The sequence below is a fragment of the Bartonella sp. ML70XJBT.G genome, assembly GCF_028618575.1.
GTDB lineage: Bacteria > Pseudomonadota > Alphaproteobacteria > Rhizobiales > Rhizobiaceae > Bartonella.
In genome coordinates this window covers 1-1,418 of the sequence record NZ_JAQITA010000076.1, presented here as the reverse complement: position 1 = coordinate 1,418, position 1,418 = coordinate 1, and the positions used below count along the sequence as shown (strand labels likewise).

The window sequence follows — 1,418 nt, the reverse complement described above, 5'->3', positions numbered from 1 at the left end:
CTCGTCAATATACAAGACCTATCGATTTATCTTGGAATGTCTATGACCTCTATTAGAGAGCTTGTAAAAGCTGGTGTTTTTCCTAAACCAATACAAGAAGGACGATACTTAAAATGGGATATAGTTGAAATCGACCGCTATATTGAAAGCAAAAAAGCCGAAAGAGACTCTACAGAATTACCACCACTATCGTAACAATCAACACCCAGTCACAAAAGATGCCCATTGTTCTAAAAGAACACGGCGTTGTTCCAAAAAATCAGTCCTCATATAAGCTTTTGTGACTGAATTTCCTACTGAATGAGACAACGTAAATTCCGCAATTTCAAATGGTGCTGACGTTGTCTCTGCTATCCAATCACGAAGACTAGACCTGAAACCGTGTGGACGATAAGTAAGCCCTCTATCTTTCATAAATTTAGAAAGTGTCATATCAGAGATAGGCTGTCCAGAATTCCCAACAAACAAAAATCCATTCTTTTCGATTGCTTTTGCTTTTTCAATAATAGCAAGCGCTTCATCTGTAAGCGGTACACGAAAATCAAAAACCTTTCCAACTATCCCTTTCATATTTTCTTTTGGAATCGTCCAGATTGATTGATTGATTTCCTCCAACCGTATATGCCGAATTGGCATTGAACGAACACCAGTTAAAATTAGAAGTTTTAAGGCTAAATTTGAGACAAGTTCATCATTTAAAGATTGATAAAAATGAGGAACTTCTTTCCAGGGCATAGCCGGAATATTTTGAACATTTTGAATAAATTTTCCCAATAAAGCTTTTGCTTTTGGTACCAATTGCATATCTACATCTATACCGCGTGCCGCTGCATGTTTTATAGCAATATTTAAACGCGATAAAGCCTTGCTCGCTGTTTCGTTTTTTGTTTTCCAAATAGGTGATAAACACTCTTTTATATCAATCTGCGTCAATTCAGTAATTGCTATATCTCCAAGCTTTGGGAAAACATGCAATGTAAGAGGTGTTAACCACCTTGCGGCTGTTCCTTCATTTTTCAATTCGCTTTTTTTGGCTTCAAAGGCGCTTAAAACAATTTCTCGTAAAGAAATACTATCAACAACCTGTCGTAACTTTTCATTTTGCCTTTTACGAATCGGGTCAATCCCTTGGTTTAAAAGATCACGGCAAGAGGTAGCCTTAAGTCTTGCTTCTTTCAAAGATACAACACTACAAGAGCCTAACCCCATTTCACGACGTTTTTTATTGAAATCGAATCGAAAAACCCAACGTCCTTGATTCTGTGCTGTTTTAATAAGCCATAATCCAGCTCCATCTGCATATTTGCCTTTAGGCAAATTTTTTACAGATAAAGCAGATAATCTATCACGTGTTCTTGTTTTCCTAGTCACTTTTCAAACCACCTTTTGAACCACCTTTTGAATTGCGCTTTCGGTGG

At 37.1% G+C, this 1,418-nt stretch carries 2 protein-coding genes; one reads left to right on the top strand and one right to left on the bottom strand.

The features are described 5' to 3' along the window. Positions 1-195: AlpA family transcriptional regulator (locus PVV64_RS10360; protein ID WP_273760902.1), on the top strand; the 195-nt coding region annotated here is incomplete at its 5' end. 3 nt (positions 196-198) lie between these two features. Here the strand turns inward: PVV64_RS10360 and PVV64_RS10355 are convergent. After that, positions 199-1,371 (bottom strand): site-specific integrase, encoded by a 1,173-nt coding sequence (locus tag PVV64_RS10355; RefSeq protein ID WP_273760901.1) that lies wholly within the window; start codon positions 1,369-1,371, stop codon positions 199-201. Between the last annotated feature and the right edge of the window lie 47 nt (positions 1,372-1,418).